Raw genomic sequence first — 18422 nt, forward strand, 5'->3', positions numbered from 1 at the left:
AAAACGAGACGTACCAAGTTGACTTGTAAAATCGTAGGGAAGCAGGAAAACTGCCTCCCTTTTCATTTTGGACAGTGAATCCGTCAGTTTTAGGACAATTAGTACCGTCAATTTCCGGACATTGTAGAACGTCATTAACATAAATATATGAAAATTTTAATTTTGTCTCACTGATTTAAGTATACTTAGATAATGAGATATCAATCTGAATTATTTATTCAACTTCCTAGAATTTATGTTATGTAAACTAGAAAACAGGATTTTTATGAGAGGTTAATCTGAGCTCCTCTCCTCCCGATTTTACTAAAGTGAAACACGAAAAATCATCTGCACCTTTGGCTGATCAGTTTTCGTGTTTTTAGTGTGCTTCTATTCCTCTATCTTATGCGAAACAAAATCACTATGTTGATTTACATTTGTGTATGTGGATCTTCCTAAATAAAGCGGAATCGTGAGCGCATCGAAATTTGGCATGCCGTTTTTAAGGAATTTATCTGGATCCCTGTAAAATTGTACGATATTTGCAACGAACCAATCGTGGTCACCATAACTATTGCGGTCTATGACCTCACATTCATATGCTATATATGCATCACGCAGTATCGGTGAATTCGTTGCTGATCCGTGATCGAAACTGATGTTCGCCTTTTCAAATTTGTTCACCTTTGAACCCGAATACACACCTGCTTGCTGAATAAGAGCAGAATATTCAAATGGCACAAAATTAATGGCAAATTTCCCTTCAGATTTTATGAGCTGGTAAGTATGACGTTCACGGCCGATGGCAACTCCGTAAATTGGCGGCTCGTAAGATATGTAGGAATGCCAGCCAGCAGCCATTATATTATTTTCTCCGTTATGACTAACCGTAACCAGTGCGACCATTCCGGGATAGCTATGCATTACAGTTTGATTGATAGATTGAATCATTATGTATGTCCCTCCTTTTATTGTATAGCTCCGTAATTCTTAAGAAGCATGGGCAACTGTCTATTTTTCCTATTTTAATACCATCATATTTTTAGTCACATATCCTATATTGAATATATTATAGGGGGTTGCTCGATGAATTATCCTCAAACTTATCTTCACAGACATGATCAGCAGAATGATGAAAGGGTTATACCTTTGTTGTTCCTTGCCGCTGCCGCACCTGCATTTTATGGCGGTTATGGATTCAGTGGTCCTTGGTATGGTTACGGGCGTCCTGGATACTGGTATGGCCGCAGACCATGGTATGGTTTTGGCAGGCGTCCATGGTATGGATTCGGTCGTCGTCCCTGGTATGGCAGACCATGGTGGTAGGATAGCAATAATACAAGGCTCTCCCTGTTTATCAGGGAGTTTCTTCATTTTATTAATTAAATTAATTCTATTATAGCAAAAAACTGAAATTTCGTATTGCGAAGTAAATTCAAAATCTTTAAAATAAAACAGAATAACTATACTACCTCATGATTAAGGGAGATTTTATGAACCGCAAAGTTTTTCTTTATGTAAAAGCATTTTCTGATCTTGGGACCTTTATGGATTTAATTGCAATTAATGTCTTGATGTATATTGCTACCGGGAGTCCTGCCTGGCTTGCAGCCACGATGGCGTTCAGGACACTGGGCGGAGTTTTATCGAGCTTATTTTCAGGTGTTCTTGCTGACCGTTTTGACCGCAGGAAAATCATGATATGGACTGATGTTTTTCGTGCAATCATCATCCTGAGCTTGATTCCCTTCCCTAATCCGGTAATGATATTGGTTGTCTGCTTTTTGATTGGCTTGACGAGCAGCTTTTTTGCTGTAAGCTACAGTGCGGAAATTCCGCAAATTTTTGGCCAGGATAAAGTTTTAGAGACGAATGCTCTTATTTCCAGACTTACATCAATCAGCTTAGTTTTTGGGTTCATTGGTGCTGGATTGATCACAGATTTTCTCGGTTACCAGGTTACCTTGATTATCGACGCTACTACTTATCTTATATCTGCGGCAGTATTGATCAAAATCAAGTGGCAAACCACTAAGCCTGCAAATTCAGGATTGATCACCAATGGATTTAAACAGAAAGCTTCCCAGATTGGCAGAGATTTAAAAGAAGTATATACTTTCATTCTTTCAGTGCCTATGTTATTGTATGTAAACATTGTTTTCCTAGTTGGTTCATTTGCCGGTGCCTCTCATAATCTGGGTATTCCTTTGTTGGCTGACACAATTGATCCCAGCAAACAAAGCTTGATTTACGGGCTGATTTGGGGTGTCTGGGGAATCGGCTCTGTGTTAGCCACCCTTCTGCTGCCGAAAATGAAATTCCTGCAGGGTAACTACCTGTATCGTACATATTTTCTTGCAGCGATCTTGATGTCAACTGGCTTTATAAACTTTCTGTCAAATTTAAATATCTTGATTGTCCTTATGTTTGCATTCTTTACCGGAATTTTCGATGCCTGCTTCACTACCCTGCACGCGACAATCCTACAGAAAACGGATAATTACATCAGAGGGAGAATATTTGGCGTTGGCATGCTGTTAAAATCATTAGGATTCGCACTTGGCTTTGTCGTTGCCCCAATCCTGTTAGAAGCTCTTTCATTGGCTAAAATGGTCTGGATTTTCCACGGAACCTTGATTACCTCAAGCATTTTAGTGATGTTCTATTCTAATGGGAATAGGAAAAAGTATAAGGAAGTAAATCAAAGTGTATAACTGAAAAAGGAACTCCCGCAAAATCGGGAGTTCCTTTTGTTTAACTTTTAACTTGTGTGTTGCCCATGAAGACAAGAGTGAAATCTTCAATAAAAGCTGGAATGTCTGCTTCCATGCCTATCCAATCCAAATTCTCTTCTGGTTCCTGCTCAGGCTTGGGCCTGAAGTCAGCCATACTTTTACCCCTGGCGCGCCCAACCAATTCAACGGTAACTCGTCTAGGTAGATATTTCACCAGATCTTTGTTCACCAGGGCACTCAAGGTGATCACATCATGGAGCGGCACCCCCTGGATGCCGGGGACATTCTTTTTATACGCTTCAAAGTAATAATCATATACAGGTTTAATTAGATCCTTAAAAGGAGACTGGCTGTTTTGTGAAAGATAGTCTATTACAGCTGGGGGAATAATGGCTTTATTAGTGATATTTAAGGGATGCAGAAAAACATTTCTTGCCTTTTCCAGAACCTGGTTAGCCGCAATCGGATCAGCATAAAAATTTGCCTCGGCTTCCGCTGTGACATTTCCAGGTACAAGGAAAGCTCCACCCATGATATAGACGGCACTAACTGTTTTAAAAGCTTCCTGCCCATAAAGGATAAATGGGATTGCCAGTTCGGTTTGCCTTCCGACTCCGACGATTACTAGATTATTAGGGTACTGGTTAACAATATCAAGGATTTTGTCAATATCATAAACCTTTACTTCTCCCAGATCCTCTGGTGGTCTGATCGGACCCAGCCCCTCTGGTCCATGTATCTCCGGATAAAAGGTAGCAAGTTCACCGGATAAAGGACCTGATGCCCCTGCGATGATTGGTATATCCTCTCTTCCTCCCAGCTGCAATAGATAGGCTGTGTTATTTATCGCCTGTTCTTTTGTGATATTTCCGTACCCGGTAACAACTCCCACAACATTAAGTTCCGGATGAAGCAAGGCATACATCAGCGCCAATGAATCATCTACGCCTGAATCGGTAAACAACAGAATATTGTACATGGCTCGCCTCCTTGTTTTAAAGATGATCTTCCGTACTGCTTTTCATCTAAAAGCTACATTCGTGTTAATCCTAAAAGTAGCTTATTGCTTACCAATAAGCCTCTTTGTTAGTATATGTTTCCAGCATTAATCTTCATTCGGATTACTTAAGAGCATTATCATTACCTTCCGTTCTTTATTGAGAAGGTATGCTTAATGTACTGTTTTTATCTGCTTCTATTGCCAATCGAGATGCAAAATCGTACAATCCAATTCGTGTGATTTATTTGAGAGGAGAAAAATGAGGATTGAAATTTAATGAAAATGAGAAGTTGAGCATCTATAATGGTCTTGCTTCAACTGCAGCTACTAACATGGTTAACAGTTATATCCCTTTGTTTGCAATTGGAGTTTTGGGAGCAACAAACCAGCAAATCGGCTTGATTGTGTCCCTGCCTTCCATAATAGGCATGCTTGCATTGATTCCAGGCACTATTTGGCTTAATCGTGTGCATAGTAAAAAGAATTTTGCTGTAATTTCAACGTTACTTACCCGTTTATTATTCAGCTTGATTCTATTCGTTCCCTTCCTTGGAAGTCCTTATGCAGCATGGGTGCTGGTGATCCTGATTGCACTGCTAAACTTTCCTGGTGCCTTATCTGGTTTGTCATGGCAATCAATGATTGGGGATTTGGTTCCTGAAAAACGCAGAGGGGAATTCTTTAGTTCGCGTAACCGATACAACACGATAGCAGCAATGGCTGTCACATTTGGTACTGGAGTATTCCTGCAGCAATTTGACAAAGATAACGCTTTTCCCTACCAATTATTATTTCATTGCTGCATTTCTGTTTGCAATGTTTGAGATATATTATCTTTTTAAACACAAGGAACCTGAAAGGACTAAAAATGAAAAAGTTACAGAAGAGAAAAGCAAGAAGCTTTCGCTCGCTGTATATAAGCATAAGCCGTTCTTAGCGTTCGTTATTTCTGCATTGTTGTTCGGTTTTTCTGCGCAGATGGCATGGTCTCTGTTCAGCATTTACCAGATTAAAGAGGCCAATGCCACTGCATTGTGGCTGAGCCTGTTTTCTGTCACAAACCAGCTGGCGCAGATCATCAGTATTAAGTGGTGGGCGAATGCTGCTGACCGCAGGGGAAACAACTTCGTTTTATTTATTGCAGCAGCCGGTATGGCCACTGCTCCTGCTTTGACGATGCTTTCAACGAACCTCCTTTACCTAACACTGATTAATCTGTGGATTGGCTTGTTTGTTTCTGGAACCAACCTGCTGTTATTCAACCAGCTACTTAAAGCTTCTCCTGAGACTGACCGTACGAATTATATTGCCAATTATAACTTCCTGCTATCGATTGTAGGATTTATTGCGCCACAGATGGGTGTCATGCTCCTTAATGGCTTTGGTATGAATGCGGCCATGAATCTGATAGCACTGTTCCGGATGATTGCCGCCTTCTCCTTCCTGTTTGTAGCTTTAAAGTTCAAACGTAAAATGATAGCGGAATCTATATAAAGTTAGCCTTTGCTAAAGCAGAAATAGGTCCTTAATGTTTCTGCTTCTCTCATTTACCAGTAAACTTTAACCTTAAATACTATTAGAAATCATTTTTTTTTGGCAAAAAATTGTCTGTCGTCCTTCCTGTTCATCCTCCTCATAAAAGAGAATCTTCCAATCTCCGAATTCTCTTAGCAACTCATTTGATTCCAACTTGTATTGACTTGAAATATGCTCGTTCCCCGCTGCCTTATGTTTGAAGAAGGTTTCGAAGAACAAATATCCATCCTCATTGACCATTTGTTTGACTAATGGAAATAAAGATCGGTCCAGATAATATGTCATTACGGTTAAATCATATTTACGACTGGTTAATTTGTTTTTATCTTTTGTAAGATCGGCTACTTTAGAAGTAATATTCAAGCCTCGCTTGGCTGCCTGTTCTTTTACATAGTTAACAGCCACGTCAGAAATATCAAGAGCTGTCATCTCGTAGCCCAAGTCTGCCAGATAAAAACTATTGCCTCCAAGGCCAGAGGCTAAGTCAATTGCTGTCCCGCCTTTCAAATAAGGAGCGATCTTTAGCAATCTTCTATTTGGTTCTGTAGGTTTATCGTCTATTAACCTATCCATGTATTTTCGATTCCATTTTTCTTTAGCATTCACACTATATCACTACCCTTCGCCTTAAGAAAAATATACCATAGAGGATTTACTCTTTCATTCTCACGATTTATTTTTACAATATTCAGAAAATATATTGCCGTTTCAATTAAATTTAGTCATACTTTAATTGTAACAAAATATTTATAATTATCAGTTATTTTAGTAAGCGCTTTCATTTTCATTATTTTATTTTTAGGAGGAGATGAAATGTCACTAACTCGTAAAATCCTTTATGGTATGGGTTTGGGTATCATTGTTGGACTCATCTTTAATTTAGCCTTGCCGGGAATGTTCGAAACAGTCAATAGCTTCGTTTTGGTCCCTCTCGGTAAAATTTTTGTCAATTTGATAAAAATGCTTGTTGTTCCGATTGTCATAGTTTCGTTGATTCTAGGAACGGCTGGTATAAGTAATCCCAAGAAGCTTGGCAGGATCGGCGGTAAAACAATCTCTTTCTTCTTGATCACCACGGCTATCGCATTAGTTTTGGCGATTGGAATGGCTCTGCTGATCCAGCCGGGTTCAGGCAGCTTCCAATTGGATGGCGCAAGCTTTGAAGCTGCTGAGGCTCCACCGGTCATTGAGACATTATTGAACATAATTCCTGCTAACCCGCTTGGAGCTATGGTCGAAGGTTCAATGCTCCAGGTAATCGCATTCTCGATCATTATTGGCTTTGGTATAGCAAGAGTTGGTGAAAAAGCATCTGGACTGATTAAATTGGTCGAACAGACCAATGAAGTACTAATGTATTTAGTCCAGGCGATCATGAAATTCGCTCCATACGGCGCTTTTGGTTTGATTGCTACAGCAATCGGCAGCCAGGGACTGGAGGCAATAGCCGCGATGGGCAAATATATGTTTGTCGTCCTTTTTGTCCTGCTGCTACACCTTGTTTTCACCTATGGGTCAGCAGTATCTTTGCTCGGAAAACTGAATCCAATTAAATTCATCAAGGAATTCTCACCAGCTATGATTGTTGCATTCAGTACATCTAGCAGTGCTGCTACCCTTCCTATTTCGATGAAAACATTGCAAAATAATCTCAAAGTTTCCAAAAGTGTCAGTGGTTTCGTACAGCCGCTGGGAGCTACGATCAACATGGATGGAACAGCCATCATGCAAGGGGTTGCCACCATCTTCATTGCTCAGGTTTATGGAGCCGAACTTGGACTGGGTCAATTATTGACCGTTATATTGACTGCGACACTGGCAAGTATCGGAACAGCAGGCGTCCCTGGAGTGGGATTGATCATGCTGTCAATGGTATTAACTTCAGTAGGATTACCTGTAGAAGCCATAGCTTTAGTGCTCGGGGTTGACCGTCTCCTTGATATGTGCAGAACCGCTGTCAACATTACCGGGGATGCTGCCTGCGCCGTCTATGTTGCCCGCTCTGAAGGGGAAACTTTCGAAGAAGTTGAAATAGACGAAAATGTTACTGCATAATTCCTAAGCTGTATGAACAGCTGCTCAATTGATTTTGAGCAGCTGTTTTATTTGGCCTTCTTGAAAACTATGATGCTTTCCCTTAAAGTTCATGTGTTTCACAATATTCATCAATTAATTTTTCTATCTGATTAAGTTCGGGTCCTTCCCCATCAAAAGAAAATCTGATCTCTTCGATAAATTCTCCTTTATGGTATACATGAATAGCTCCATCCTGATTGATCACACTATATTCAGGTTCAAATACATAACCACTTCGTTCAATAGCTCCCATCCTTTTATCCCTCCTGCTTTGTATTCCTTTTTTGTATTCCCCATTGAGTGGTGATGATACCACTTATTTAGCCTGCATCCCATGACTGAAGCTAATCCTTTTACAATCCTGATTAAAGGGTAGATTATATACATGTGGCGTTATGCAGATCTTAATGTGAAAAAGAGGTTTTATATTGTATGACCTAAGAATTTCAAGGAGGTTATCTGATGAAAGTACTTGTCGTAGGTGCAAATGGACAGATTGGCAAACAACTTGTTGATCTGCTTAAAGAAAGCAGTGAACATAATGCAAGAGCAATGCTGAGAAAACCGGAACAAATTCCGGAGTTTGAAGAAAAAGGTGTTGAAACTGTAATCGCCAGTCTTGAAGGTAGCGTTGAAGACATAGCATCTGCCGCAAAAGGCTGTGATGCCATTGTGTTCGCAGCAGGGTCAGGAGGACATACAGGTTTGGATAAAACTCTGTTAGTGGATCTGGACGGCGCTGTGAAAACGGTGGAGGCTGCAGAACAGGCTGGGATTGATCGGTTCATAATGGTCAGTGCCCTGCAAGCGCACAAGAGGGAAAATTGGGCTGAAGTCATCAAACCTTATTATGTTGCAAAACACTATGCCGATCGGGCATTGCTGCAGAGCAGCCTGAATTATACCATCGTCCGGCCTGGCGGGTTATTGAACGAACCTGGTACGGGTAAAATTGAGGTCAGTGAGAACCTGACAACGGGCTCGATTCCAAGAGTTGATGTAGCAAAAACCATATTGGCATGCTTGAATGCGAAAAATACATTCAAGAAATCTTTTGATTTAATTTCTGGTGAAACTGATATTGTGGATGCGATAAAAAGCATTTAATTAGCATAAAAAAGAAAGTTTGCCATTGCTGGTAAACTCTCTTTTTTCTTATTCAGCTCATTCTGATGTGTAAAAGTTATTATTATCATTCATTTGGAAGGTTACTGCTGGCAACTGAATATTTTTATCCACAAAAATTGCTGCTACCATATGTCTTAATTTACTTTCGATCTTCTCTTTAATTTCAAAGTTAACGACCGGAATTTCAATCTGGAATTCCATTGCCCTGCTATTGAAATCTATGAAACGGATATCAGGTTCCGGATAATCAAGGATTCCCTTTTCATTTTCCTTAATTTCATTTACTGCTTGTTCAAGTAGAGCCTGTACCATATGAGTATCTGTCCCAAAAGCTACACTAACCTTTACCTGGGCCATCATTCTTGCACTGGTTCGGTTCTTGACGATCTGTTCGATAAAATACTGGTTAGGAACAATCAGTGTCCCTTCCTTTGCAGTTCGGATAATTGTGGATCTTAAGCGTATTTTTTCAACACGCCCGACCTTATCATTGATTTGAATGATTTCCCCTACCTCAATCGGTCTTTCAAACAAAATAATGATACCTGATACAAAGTTACCAGCAACATTCCTCATACCAAAACCAATACCAATGCCAAGGACTCCAAAAACGGCCCCTATCGCAGTCAGGTTGATGCCGACACTGGTCAGACTTACAGCCAGTGCGGCAAACATAACGGTATAGTATATGATTTGGTTGAAAGTGTAGCCCAATCCTCTGTCCACTCCGTAGTAATCGTAGACCGAGGATAAAATATACTTATTGAAAAGCTTAACTAACCTGTGCGCCAGCGAAACGATCAGGAAGGCTATGACAATCAGCAAGATTGTCACCTTTACTTCTCCATGGGTATATAGCGGTTCAAATAACCATTCGTTCTTTGAGAAGGTTAATAGGAGTAAAATGATAATCCCATAAAAAGTTACCCAGTCCGCAAGCGAATCGATGATTGGAAGAGATCTTTGGAAAAATCTCGAATCTTTGGCAGCGGAAAACTTAGCAACCCTTTTTATTAGCCAATTTCCTACTATTATGATCACTAAAAATACAGCAAGTCTAATAATATCCTCGCGAGAAATGTCCCTAATAAAAGTATCTACCATGTGTACCACCTGCAATTTCAATATATCTGTCTATTCCTGTAAAACGTGCAGATTAAACTTAACAGGGATACAAGCACTGGAGCTGCCCGTTCCCAAAACAAAGTTAATCATGTAACCCATATAAAAAGAGACTGCCTAGGCAGCCTCTAGGAAATGTGTGAATTTTCACTTCGAGAATTGTCCGCCCAATGAAGTCAAAAACCGATCACCGGTCTCCGCTGCTTGTTGGGGCTGACCAATGTGCTTCCGCTTCTCGTGTTAATCTATTGGTGATAAAGCGGTCGTTTCATCGATAAAAATAAAGGCATCATATCTTCTGGCAACATAGGATGAAACATAATTACCCAAGTGTTCGAGCTCAGGATCATAGACGACCCCTATGGCTCGATGGCCTAAAACACGATCAAAGTCTCTTTCGTTTTCCTGGTTGAATAAAATATATTTATCGAATGCTCCTGCCTGGTGCAGAGCATCCTCCCAGCTTTCATTCTGGGCTTCAGGTACCTCCATCACATCAACGGAACCGCCCCATTGATCAGACGCAATCACTGTGCCGTGGTGTGTCCCGAAACCAACTGCGTAAACTTGCTGCCCATATTTTTCTCTTAGAATTTGTCCTACATTTATCATGCCTTCATCTGCCATATCTGTTGCCCTTGCATCTCCAATATGGGTATTATGCTCCCATATGATTGTTTTGGCACCCTCCCCATGGGAATGCACGACTTTTTCAAGAGCGCTCACCATATGGGTATCACGGATGTTCCAATCCTCTGCACCGCCTTTGGCCATTGCCCGGTAGTAACGTTCAGCGTCTAGCATGACAAGGCTGTTAACCTCCAAATTCAAGTCACCCTCCTGCTCTTTTGGGTAACTCTTCCGTTTTTTCTGAAGGTCAATCAGGACCTTTATGACTTCCTCTGTACAACTTTCTCCATAATAAGCTGATGAAATCGCATAATTCTCCCCTCGTCGATCAAAGGGTTCGAAGCAGGAAAAATCTTGCTTCGCCGACTCGACATCATCTGGCGATATTTTTTCAAGCAGCCTGATGATTTCTTCCATTGACTCCCAAAGACTGTATACATCAAGACCGTAGAAACCAACTGGTTTTTCTGCAGACTCATTATAGTTTTTTAACCAACTTACAAGTTCAAGTATTTCTTCATTTGCCCACATCCAGGAAGGCCAGCGGTCGAAATCTTTAAGTGCTGTATGAGCGTCGGTGTCACGATACCCTTTAATATATTGATTCACAGTGAAACACGATGGCCAGTCACCTTCTACAGCAATAAAAGAAAACCCATGGTCGGCAATCAATCTTTTACTGATTTCTGCCCTGATGGTATAGAATTCCGAAGTTCCGTGAGAAGCTTCTCCCAGCATCACATACTGTTTTTCTGCTGCAGCTTCTACAATTGCGTCAAGGTCATCATATGTATCAAATCTTACTGCATGATTTTTTATAGATTGGACTAGATTGCCCTTTGAAGTCATGGTGCACCTCCAATTTTATAGCGTTGTTTTCGTTTTGCATGATGAATTAGATTGAACTAGTATATTGGCTATCTGATATTTCATTGTTCTTTTGGCTGAGACTATTATTAATTTACCCCTTCTTGCTGTAAGAAATCTGTATTCTGGAAAATTTAGAGGGATTTGAATTAGCACATAGAAATATATAGTAAATAATATTAGGAGGTTAAAAATGGAGTTTAAAGATTATGAAGAGTTCTGGCCTTTCTATTTATCGCAGCATAGTAAACGTTCAACACGAAGATGGCATTTTGTTGGTACAAGTTTCGTTTTTATATTTTTGATCGCTGCTCTCATTACGTTTAACTTCTGGTTAATATTGTTGGCTCCAGTCACTGCTTACGCGTTCGCCTGGTTCAGCCATTTCTTTATCGAAGGAAACAAGCCAGCAACATTCGGTCACCCAATTTGGTCACTCCGTGCAGATTTTCGTATGTACCGATTAATCTTGTTAGGAAAACTGGAAAAGGAACTCGACAAATATAAATTGGCAGGTTAAATTTTTTCAAAAAACAAACAAACCCATTCCTATGCAGAATGGGTTTGTTTGATGAAACAATTTAAGCTAAATCAACATTATGGTATACCTGCTGGACATCCTCTAAATCTTCCAACGCATCAACTAGCTTTTCGAATTGTTCCTGCGATTCTGGGTCCAGAGCAACTTCATTCTGAGGCAGCATTGTCAGTTCAGCAACAGTAAAATCTGTGATACCTGCATTCCTGAATGCCTCCTGGATTAAGTGGAATTGTTCAGGCTCACCATAAATAATGATGGATTCATCTTCTTCAAGGATATCGCGTGCATCAACATCCGCTTCCATCAATATTTCCAATGCCTCATCAGCAGACTTTCCTTCAAATCCGATTACTGCAGTTTTGTCGAACATATAAGATACAGATCCAGCTACTCCCATATTGCCGCCGTTCTTTCCAAAAGCAGCTCGCACATTGGAAGCCGTACGGTTTACGTTGTTTGTAAGTGCATCAACGATCACCATGGATCCATTAGGACCAAATCCTTCGTATCGAAGCTCCTGATAATTTTCTTCGGCTCCGCCCTTGGCTTTATCGATGGCACGGTCAATAATGACTCTTGGTACATTATATGTCTTCGCTCTTTCAAGGACGAATTTCAGTGCCTGGTTGGATTCTGGATTTGGTTCACCTTGTCTGGCTGCAACATAAATCTCAAGCGCGAATTTTGAATAAACCCTGCTTGTATTTGCATCCTTGGACGCTTTCTTTTCTTTAATGTTGTTCCATTTACGACCCATAAATTCCACTCTCTTTCAACTTATATCAGATAGCTGTAATGTTTATATACATGTAGCAGCTGTAGCTCACAGATAATATTATACCTTAAATGGAAGATTTGTTAAGAGGTTAGTATACGTTAGAAGTAAAGTGTACATGATCCATTAGGCACTGTTGGAGCATGAAAAAGAATACCAGGATGAAAAATGAGTCTTAGTAGGTGTTATTGGAACATGAATTCAGTTACCGTATGGAAAAAGTGTCTCAATATCGGTTATTGGAACATGAAATTTCCCCTCACTTCTAAAGCATTTCTTCCCCAATTAGTTCATAGGATTTTATACGGTCCTCTGGTGAATATGTGATTGTCAGAATCATTATTTCATCAGCGTTATACTTCTTATGCAAATCAATCAATCTCTCTTTTACTTGGCTTGGATCCCCTATAATCATTTTTCGCTTCATGTTTTCTACAGTTTGATTATCATCTGCCGTTAGCTTGTATTCCTTTGCGGCTTCAATCGAAGGTACACCAGAAAAACCTTCTCCTTTTCCCTGCTGGATGTTCCATATTAGTGAGCTTAATGCAATTTCCTCCGCCTGTTCCGTGGTTTCAGCACAAATGGCCGAAACCGTCAAAATGGATTGCGGTGTTTTTGTGCTTCCTGGCATGAAAGAGTCATAGTAGACTTGCAAAATGTCTTGAGGATCCTTGTCGCTCATAAATAAACCGAACGCATAAGCCATTCCGTACTCAGCTGCGAGCATTGCGCTTTTTTTGCTTGTTCCAAGAAGCCATGGTTCTGGACGGACATCTGGTAAGGGAGCTGCCTTTATTTTTGCTGATTCGCTTCCATCTGGCTGATCATTATTTATAAAATGAAGCAATTCTTTCAATGATTCTGGAAGTTTCCAAACGTTTCGCAGGAAGTTATCTGACAAAGCATTGGTGACTTCAGCAGAACCGCCTGGAGCCCGGCCGATTCCGATATCAATCCTGCCTGGGAACAATGTTGCAAGCAAATTATAAAGCTCCGCCACTTTGTACGGTTTGTAGTGTGGAAGCAACACAGCGCCAGAACCTATTCGAATTTTGCTTGTCCTTGCCCCGATATAGGGCAGCATGACCTCGGGTGCTGGACATGCCAAACCAGGTATATTATGGTGCTCAGCGATCCAGTAACGCGTATACCCTAATTTCTCGGCTGTTTGCGCAAGTAAAACGGATTGCTCCAATGCATCTCTGGCAGTCTGCCCCGTCGATATCGGAGCCTGGTCAAGTATGCTTAACTTCATGGCTTACTCCTTTATTTCCAACAAGCCTAATTTGAAGGTACCGACCTGTCCGCTTTTATATAAATTCGTAACAGAGGTCGAGTACTCGACGATTTTCCCTCTAAAGGCTACATCTTGCGCAGGAACGTGCACATCAAATTCGCCTTTATATAATAATGTGGTGACATCATGATAGTCTTCGCTTGTAACGGGAAAATGGGCTGCAATTCTCCTTAGTCCGCTAGTATTGTCCATTTCAAAATGACTGATTACGATTGTATGTCCATCTAAAACGATTCTGTCAACCAAAATATCCACTCCTATACACTTGCTGAATTACATTTTATCACTCATGAACATTAAATAAAAAATGCCTGCCCTAAGTGGACAGGCTTCTCCGATTCGTTATATTTTTGCAAGGAAATCTTTCATCACCTTAACAAGTTCTTCAGGCTGTTCATACATGCTCATATGACCGGCATTTTGAATGACTTTCTTTTCGATATTTTGTCTCGATACAGTAAATGTTTTTTCAGGAGGGATAATTTGGTCCTGTTCACCAGCAATCAGGAGCACAGGAAGTTCCGTTTCCTCTAACACTTTATTCCTCTCTGGTCGATCCTTCATCGCCATCAATGCGCTGACAAGCCCTTCCACCTTGGTCATCATGCCAATTTTGACTGTCTCTTCCATTTCCTTCGCATTCGCTTCTGTGTTATCAGGAGAAAAGAGCTTCCTGGAAAGTCCTTCGATAAATGGTCCAGCACCCTCTTCCTGGATTTTCTTTGCATTGTTTTCCCGGGCTTCCTTCGCTTCTTCTGAATCAGGATTAGCCGTGGAGTGTACCAAAGAAACCCCTTTTAAATACTGTGGGTATAGCTCGGCAAATGCCAGCGTGATATATCCGCCCAGTGAGTGACCGAACATAGTTACTTGATCCAACCCTAACTGGTCCAATAATTCTTTAATTGTAATGGCCATATCCTCTATGGAATATCTGTCCTTCCCCATCCCTGACTCTCCATGTCCAGGCAAGTCGAGTGCAATCACCCTGTGCTCGCTGGCCAATTGAGGAATGACTTTTTCCCAATAGTCCTTGCTGCCGGCAAATCCATGTATGAGGAGAATTGGATCACCTTTGCCTTCATCATAAAAACTCATTTCCGTGCTCCCAGCTCTTACTTTCTTTGAGTCCATATCCTTCCGCTCCTATCATTAAGTATATTTATTATATTCCCTGATTCTCGTTTATTAATCTATTGCTGAAATCGATAGGCTGATATTTCCACAGCTATAAAGGTGTATTCTCTGTTACAATTTTGAGGTTGATAAAACACAGGAGGATACCCTTATGAGAAAACGTTTCCTGCCTCTGATGATTGTTTTACTCACCTTCATAGGCGGTTTTATAACTGGAACATTATATTCAAATACGCAAAAAACCAAAACGATCGCAACCACTGCTGGAGCTGCGCATTCAAGCAAAATACCTGGAGTTAAAAAAGAACCACAATTGAAAAAGCAAGAAGCAAAGGTTTTGATTGGCTATGTTCAGGATTTCAGGAAGCCAGAAGAGATCGATTATAAAAACCTGACTCATGTAATTTTTTCCTTCGCCCATCCAAACTCTGATGGCAGCCTGCTAATGAATGGAGATCAAGCTGTCAAAAATTTAAGGGCGATTGTTACTAACGCGCAAAAGCACGATACGAAGGTTATGCTGGCAATCGGCGGCTGGTACCATATCAATGGCGGAGAATCCTATGATTATTTCAAGGCAGCCATTTCAAACTCTGCCTCAAGAAAAAAACTAGTTCACGAGCTTGTTAGTTTTGCAGAAAAAGAAAAGCTGGATGGCATAGACATCGACTTTGAGCATCCTCGCTCAACAGAGGATGCGCGATATCTCGCTGATTTCGCAAAAGAATTAAGTGAACAGCTGAAACCAAACGGAAAAGAACTGTCTATCGCTGTAAATGCCAAGGTGCACAGCGTGACAGGGACTGAAATTCACTCTGTCGTGTTTGAGCCATCCATGTTCAAGTACTTTGATCATGTTAATTTGATGGCTTATGATGGTCAATGGGATGGAGAATATAACGCTGCGAATTTATCGCCTTACTCTTATGCTGTTAATATAGTGGCTTACTGGACAAAACTTTTTGACCAGTATGGATTTTCAAGGGAGAAGCTCGTCCTGGGTGTGCCGCTATATGCGCAGCCAGAGGACCCTGCGATTAAACAGGTGTCATACGAAGCTCTTATCAATCATCACCCTGCTAATGCCGGAAAGGACAAGGTCGCAATGAATGGGACAACATACCATTATAATGGCCATTCCACATTGAAAAAGAAAACCGACCTTGCACTCTCACAACAGTTGGGCGGTATGATGCTATGGGAATCGGGTCTTGATGCAAAAGGGAATGACAGTGCCACAGCATTAATTGCTGGAGAACTAAAAAAACAGGAAGATCCTCGATACTATATCAGGAAATAATGAAGGAAGCCGCAAATGGCTTCCTTTTCTTTATGGGATCCTTGGACACCGTTTAGTTACTGCATGAATAAGTTAGCAGTAAAGAACTAAATGGTGGTGAACTGATGAATGAGATTACCAACTATTTTGTCCGGACCGGTGATTAGAAGGGCTGAGCCTTCTTCCATATATATTTGGATTGCCTTAAGCCGTCAGATTGAAATCGACGCACAATTATTTCAAATTGATATTACTGGTACAGACGAAGAAAACAAGTATCTTCCTTTAGAAATCCATACTGAAACCCAAATCTTTAAAGCAGGAGAGCAGTTATTTATATATTTGGTCAAAATCTCTCCCACCCATTCGCATTTCCCTCCCTTAACCCTCCTTGGTTATGATTTAATTTTTAAAAGAGGACGATTTGTCAAAAATCTAGGTAGTTATAATCTGCTCAACCCTGATAGTCCTCGTTCAATCGTATATGGAGATTTAAAATATCCTGCGTTTTACTTAAACCATGAAAGCGAGCCTACAAACTTGCTGTATGGCTCCTGCCGAAAGCCGCATGGACATGGTGATGATGCCCTATTTGCAGCAGACGTGCTCGTAGAAAATAAACATCTTGATCTTTCTGAGAGACCGAATGCCTTATTTTTAATGGGAGACCAGATTTATGCTGATGATGTTGCAGATCCTCTCATTCCCATCCTGTCTCAACTTGGCAAGGAATTGATTGGTGACAACGAAATCAGCAAATTAAATGAACTACTGCCAGAGAACTTAAATACCCGGCTCGACCAGGTGAATGGACGGCAATTCCTGATCGAGCATCTCGCCAACTTTTCTACCAGGAAGGGCGATAACCATCTGATCACTTTTGGTGAATATGCAGCCATGTATTTATTCAGCTGGAGCCCGGAAATTTGGAATTACATCCATGAGAATGAGCTGCTCCCTTCCTTTCAACAGTTACTGGAAAGTAATAAACTTCATATTAAATTGGATAAAGATGAAAAGAAAAGAACGAAGGAACTGTCGATGTTGAAAGCAAGGTTTGATGAGCAAATGGAGAATATAAGGGAATTCGTGGTCTCACTGTCTGCAGCAAGACGTTTAATGGCTAACACGCCAACCTACATGATCTTTGATGATCACGACTTGACAGATGATTGGAATATATCCGAAAAGTGGACTTCTTCGGTCAGAGAATCCTCTTTGGGAAAACATATCATCGGCAACGGTCTTGCAGCCTATTGGTTTTTCCAGGGGTGGGGTAATGAACCGGAAGGATTTGACCAGACATTTTTCCAAAATGTAAATAGTTATCTTGCCTCAACCAGCATTGATTCAGCTAGTTATAATGATGGGTTGAATTATCTTTGGGATTATCATTCCTGGCATTTCATCGCTCCTACCGTCCCGAAAACAGTCTTCCTTGATACAAGGACCCAGCGTGAGTTCGATCCAAGGCCAAAGGCAATTAAACTGGGCAGAATGATAGAAGAAACGACGCGCACTCCCCTGTTGATCAGCAAAGAAGGCTGGGAGGCTATTTCACGAAAATTGATTCAAAGCGGCTGGAAAAGCAAGACTCCCCTGAATATAGTTTCACCAACTCCTTTTTACGGAATGGGATTAATCGAATCCTTTCTCCATAAATATGTATATCCATTTAAAGTTTTAGGCTTCCCTGTCCAGACAACATTTGATTTCGATGGATGGAAGTACAATGGAAAAGGCTTTCATTCGTTTATATCTCAAGTTGCCAGTTGGGATCCTGCGTATTGTATTTTGCTGTCCGGTGATGTGCACTTTTCCTCCTCCGTTAAATCAGATGTCGAGTTTAGTTCAGGAGAAAAACACTCCTTTTATCAATTCACAAGCAGTCCTATTCATAATGAAAGCTTTACAGGATTATGGGGTGTCTTAATGAAATCAGTGCTTTGGCTCAACGCTCGCAAACGGAGAGAACAGAATCTTTACCGCAGCTGTGGGGAAACTTACACTCTCACCCTTGGAAAGAGTAATGTGAATCCAAATAAAGGGCTTTTATGGGAAGAAAGTATACAATACTATACTTTTGAAGATGGCAGCATTGCCGAAACGAAAAACTCCATCGGTTACCTCAAGGTTGAGAAAAGCAAACTTGAAAATACCTTGTTAATGACAGTGGATTACGATGAAAACGTTGAATGAAACAGGGGATCTCTTTATATCTTTTGAATGACAGTCCATTCTGATTAAAACCTCAGAAGCATCAAAATCGTACTTTGACGCGAAATAACCCAGGGGGGCATACCTCTGGGTTTCCTTT

The 18422-nt window shown here is 40.8% G+C and carries 19 protein-coding genes; 9 read left to right on the forward strand and 10 right to left on the reverse strand.

The window, feature by feature from the left end; all coding sequences use genetic code 11:
- Positions 1-369: 369 nt before the first annotated feature.
- Positions 370-930, reverse strand: coding sequence for a flavin reductase family protein (locus ACH0QE_RS05570; RefSeq protein ID WP_415799701.1), 561 nt, complete (start codon positions 928-930; stop codon positions 370-372).
- Positions 931-1065: 135 nt separating this feature from the next.
- Here ACH0QE_RS05570 and ACH0QE_RS05575 point away from each other — a divergent pair, with 135 nt between their 5' ends.
- Entirely contained in the window at positions 1066-1305 is a 240-nt protein-coding gene (locus ACH0QE_RS05575) for a hypothetical protein (RefSeq protein ID WP_415799702.1), read from the forward strand.
- A gap of 167 nt (positions 1306-1472) precedes the next feature.
- Positions 1473-2693, forward strand: coding sequence for an MFS transporter (locus ACH0QE_RS05580; RefSeq protein ID WP_415799703.1), 1221 nt, complete (start codon positions 1473-1475; stop codon positions 2691-2693).
- Between the two features lie 40 nt (positions 2694-2733).
- Here the strand turns inward: ACH0QE_RS05580 and ACH0QE_RS05585 are convergent, their stop codons facing one another.
- Positions 2734-3693, reverse strand: coding sequence for a nucleoside hydrolase (locus ACH0QE_RS05585; protein WP_415799704.1), 960 nt, complete (start codon positions 3691-3693; stop codon positions 2734-2736).
- Positions 3694-3980: 287 nt separating this feature from the next.
- Here ACH0QE_RS05585 and ACH0QE_RS05590 point away from each other — a divergent pair, with 287 nt between their 5' ends.
- Both ACH0QE_RS05590 and ACH0QE_RS05595 read left to right on the forward strand, forming a co-directional pair.
- Positions 3981-4538, forward strand: a complete 558-nt coding sequence (locus ACH0QE_RS05590) for an MFS transporter (RefSeq protein WP_415799705.1) — start codon at positions 3981-3983, stop codon at positions 4536-4538.
- Positions 4471-5208, forward strand: a complete 738-nt coding sequence (locus ACH0QE_RS05595; protein WP_415799706.1) for an MFS transporter — start codon at positions 4471-4473, stop codon at positions 5206-5208. The genes ACH0QE_RS05590 and ACH0QE_RS05595 overlap by 68 nt, the downstream gene beginning before the upstream one ends.
- Before the next feature lie 72 nt (positions 5209-5280).
- Here ACH0QE_RS05595 and ACH0QE_RS05600 read toward each other — a convergent pair whose 3' ends face one another.
- Positions 5281-5856 (reverse strand): methyltransferase domain-containing protein, encoded by a 576-nt coding sequence (locus tag ACH0QE_RS05600; RefSeq protein ID WP_415799707.1) that lies wholly within the window; start codon positions 5854-5856, stop codon positions 5281-5283.
- 207 nt (positions 5857-6063) lie between these two features.
- Between ACH0QE_RS05600 and ACH0QE_RS05605 the strand changes: the two genes are divergently transcribed.
- Positions 6064-7305: a dicarboxylate/amino acid:cation symporter gene (locus tag ACH0QE_RS05605; RefSeq protein ID WP_415799708.1), complete on the forward strand. Its 1242-nt coding sequence runs from the start codon at positions 6064-6066 to the stop codon at positions 7303-7305.
- Between the two features lie 82 nt (positions 7306-7387).
- Here ACH0QE_RS05605 and ACH0QE_RS05610 read toward each other — a convergent pair whose 3' ends face one another.
- On the reverse strand, positions 7388-7579 hold the full coding sequence (locus ACH0QE_RS05610; protein WP_415799709.1) for a YbxH family protein: 192 nt from the start codon (positions 7577-7579) through the stop codon (positions 7388-7390).
- Positions 7580-7788: 209 nt separating this feature from the next.
- Between ACH0QE_RS05610 and ACH0QE_RS05615 the strand changes: the two genes are divergently transcribed.
- Positions 7789-8433 (forward strand): SDR family oxidoreductase, encoded by a 645-nt coding sequence (locus ACH0QE_RS05615; RefSeq protein WP_415799710.1) that lies wholly within the window; start codon positions 7789-7791, stop codon positions 8431-8433.
- 57 nt (positions 8434-8490) lie between these two features.
- Here the strand turns inward: ACH0QE_RS05615 and ACH0QE_RS05620 are convergent, their stop codons facing one another.
- Positions 8491-9558 (reverse strand): mechanosensitive ion channel family protein, encoded by a 1068-nt coding sequence (locus ACH0QE_RS05620; RefSeq protein WP_415799711.1) that lies wholly within the window; start codon positions 9556-9558, stop codon positions 8491-8493.
- A gap of 258 nt (positions 9559-9816) precedes the next feature.
- Complete coding sequence (locus tag ACH0QE_RS05625; protein ID WP_415799712.1) at positions 9817-11055, reverse strand: erythromycin esterase family protein; 1239 nt, start codon at positions 11053-11055, stop codon at positions 9817-9819.
- Between the two features lie 211 nt (positions 11056-11266).
- Between ACH0QE_RS05625 and ACH0QE_RS05630 the strand changes: the two genes are divergently transcribed.
- Positions 11267-11593, forward strand: a complete 327-nt coding sequence (locus tag ACH0QE_RS05630; RefSeq protein WP_415799713.1) for an Mpo1-like protein — start codon at positions 11267-11269, stop codon at positions 11591-11593.
- Positions 11594-11654: 61 nt separating this feature from the next.
- On the opposite strand, the gene ACH0QE_RS05635 is transcribed toward ACH0QE_RS05630, so the two are convergent.
- The 4 genes from ACH0QE_RS05635 to ACH0QE_RS05650 all read right to left on the reverse strand — a co-directional run bounded on the left by ACH0QE_RS05635 (position 11655) and on the right by ACH0QE_RS05650 (position 14823).
- On the reverse strand, positions 11655-12371 hold the full coding sequence (locus ACH0QE_RS05635) for a YebC/PmpR family DNA-binding transcriptional regulator (RefSeq protein WP_415799714.1): 717 nt from the start codon (positions 12369-12371) through the stop codon (positions 11655-11657).
- 283 nt (positions 12372-12654) lie between these two features.
- Positions 12655-13647, reverse strand: a complete 993-nt coding sequence (locus tag ACH0QE_RS05640; protein WP_415799715.1) for an LLM class flavin-dependent oxidoreductase — start codon at positions 13645-13647, stop codon at positions 12655-12657.
- A 3-nt stretch (positions 13648-13650) separates the two neighbouring features.
- Positions 13651-13944, reverse strand: coding sequence for a DUF3219 family protein (locus ACH0QE_RS05645; RefSeq protein WP_415799716.1), 294 nt, complete (start codon positions 13942-13944; stop codon positions 13651-13653).
- Positions 13945-14031: 87 nt separating this feature from the next.
- Entirely contained in the window at positions 14032-14823 is a 792-nt protein-coding gene (locus ACH0QE_RS05650) for an alpha/beta fold hydrolase (protein ID WP_415799717.1), read from the reverse strand.
- A gap of 154 nt (positions 14824-14977) precedes the next feature.
- Between ACH0QE_RS05650 and ACH0QE_RS05655 the strand changes: the two genes are divergently transcribed.
- Both ACH0QE_RS05655 and ACH0QE_RS05660 read left to right on the forward strand, forming a co-directional pair.
- A complete protein-coding gene (locus ACH0QE_RS05655) occupies positions 14978-16126 on the forward strand; it encodes a glycoside hydrolase family 18 protein (protein ID WP_415799718.1) in 1149 nt (382 codons plus the stop codon).
- A 108-nt stretch (positions 16127-16234) separates the two neighbouring features.
- Entirely contained in the window at positions 16235-18304 is a 2070-nt protein-coding gene (locus ACH0QE_RS05660) for a hypothetical protein (RefSeq protein WP_415799719.1), read from the forward strand.
- Positions 18305-18422 lie beyond the last annotated feature (118 nt).

Source organism: Mesobacillus sp. (genome assembly GCF_047739415.1).
GTDB lineage: Bacteria > Bacillota > Bacilli > Bacillales > Cytobacillaceae > Mesobacillus.